The organism is Nocardia panacis (assembly GCF_003598715.1).
GTDB classification, from domain to species: Bacteria; Actinomycetota; Actinomycetes; order Mycobacteriales; family Mycobacteriaceae; genus Nocardia; species Nocardia panacis.
On the sequence record NZ_QZFU01000049.1, the window covers coordinates 1 to 1,515 of the forward strand.

The window sequence follows — 1,515 nt, forward strand, 5'->3', positions numbered from 1 at the left end:
TGAAGGCATAGTTTGGTGGCGATAGCGAAGAGGTCACACCCGTTCCCATGCCGAACACGGAAGTTAAGCTCTTCAGCGCCGATGGTAGTTGGGGGCTTCCCCCTGTGAGAGTAGGACGCCGCCAAGCTGTTGCACGCAAGTGCAAACGGAGGATTAGCTCAGCTGGGAGAGCATCTGCCTTACAAGCAGAGGGTCGGCGGTTCGATCCCGTCATCCTCCACCATTATAATATTTTGTTGATAAAGCCGGTGTAGCTCAATTGGTAGAGCAACTGACTTGTAATCAGTAGGTTGGGGGTTCAAGTCCTCTTGCCGGCACCACTTTTTTATGATATAATGTTTAAGTCTCTTTTAAAGAGCCATTAGCTCAGTTGGTAGAGCATCTGACTTTTAATCAGAGGGTCGAAGGTTCGAGTCCTTCATGGCTCACCATTTTATGCGGGTGTGGCGGAATTGGCAGACGCGCTAGACTTAGGATCTAGTGTCTTTACGGCGTGGGGGTTCGAGTCCCTTCACCCGCATTATAAAAAAAGATCTGCGGAAGTAGTTCAGTGGTAGAACACCACCTTGCCAAGGTGGGGGTCGCGGGTTCGAATCCCGTCTTCCGCTCCAACCATCCACGCCGGGGTGGTGGAATTGGCAGACACACAGGACTTAAAATCCTGCGGTAGGTGACTACCGTGCCGGTTCAAGTCCGGCCCTCGGCATTGATATATGCGCCCGTAGCTCAATTGGATAGAGCGTTTGACTACGGATCAAAAGGTTAGGGGTTCGACTCCTCTCGGGCGCGCCATTATATATAACGGGAAGTAGCTCAGCTTGGTAGAGCACATGGTTTGGGACCATGGGGTCGCAGGTTCGAATCCTGTCTTCCCGACCATTATTCGGGGCCTTAGCTCAGCTGGGAGAGCGCCTGCTTTGCACGCAGGAGGTCAGCGGTTCGATCCCGCTAGGCTCCACCATTTATTTTTGAAAAAAAGCACTTGACTATTTATATCAAGAGAGATATAATAATAGAGTTGCTTTAATAATGATCTTTGAAAACTAAACAAGACAAAACGTACCTGTTAATTCATTAAATAAATCGCACATGTAAGTGTGCGTAGTCATTATCAAACTTCATGGAGAGTTTGATCCTGGCTCAGGACGAACGCTGGCGGCGTGCCTAATACATGCAAGTCGAGCGGACCGACGGGAGCTTGCTCCCTTAGGTCAGCGGCGGACGGGTGAGTAACACGTGGGTAACCTGCCTGTAAGACTGGGATAACTCCGGGAAACCGGGGCTAATACCGGATGCTTGATTGAACCGCATGGTTCAATCATAAAAGGTGGCTTTTAGCTACCACTTACAGATGGACCCGCGGCGCATTAGCTAGTTGGTGAGGTAACGGCTCACCAAGGCGACGATGCGTAGCCGACCTGAGAGGGTGATCGGCCACACTGGGACTGAGACACGGCCCAGACTCCTACGGGAGGCAGCAGTAGGGAATCTTCCGCAATGGACGAGCGCCCGGCC

9 tRNA genes and 2 rRNA genes are annotated in these 1,515 nt (G+C 51.5%); all 11 read left to right on the forward strand.

The window, feature by feature from the left end:
- Window positions 1-11 precede the first annotated feature (11 nt).
- A 5S ribosomal RNA gene (rrf, locus tag D5S18_RS32340) occupies window positions 12-127 on the forward strand.
- Between the two features lie 20 nt (window positions 128-147).
- Window positions 148-223 (forward strand) — tRNA-Val (locus D5S18_RS32345).
- A 21-nt stretch (window positions 224-244) separates the two neighbouring features.
- A tRNA-Thr gene (locus D5S18_RS32350) sits at window positions 245-320 on the forward strand.
- A gap of 35 nt (window positions 321-355) precedes the next feature.
- Window positions 356-431: transfer RNA gene (locus D5S18_RS32355), tRNA-Lys, on the forward strand.
- A gap of 6 nt (window positions 432-437) precedes the next feature.
- Window positions 438-520 (forward strand) — tRNA-Leu (locus D5S18_RS32360).
- Between the two features lie 16 nt (window positions 521-536).
- Window positions 537-611, forward strand: a tRNA-Gly gene (locus D5S18_RS32365).
- A 9-nt stretch (window positions 612-620) separates the two neighbouring features.
- Window positions 621-706, forward strand: a tRNA-Leu gene (locus tag D5S18_RS32370).
- A 9-nt stretch (window positions 707-715) separates the two neighbouring features.
- A tRNA-Arg gene (locus tag D5S18_RS32375) sits at window positions 716-792 on the forward strand.
- Window positions 793-802: 10 nt separating this feature from the next.
- Window positions 803-879: transfer RNA gene (locus tag D5S18_RS32380), tRNA-Pro, on the forward strand.
- 6 nt (window positions 880-885) lie between these two features.
- A tRNA-Ala gene (locus tag D5S18_RS32385) sits at window positions 886-961 on the forward strand.
- A gap of 156 nt (window positions 962-1,117) precedes the next feature.
- Window positions 1,118-1,515: ribosomal RNA gene (locus D5S18_RS35505) — 16S ribosomal RNA — on the forward strand; the annotation flags it as partial.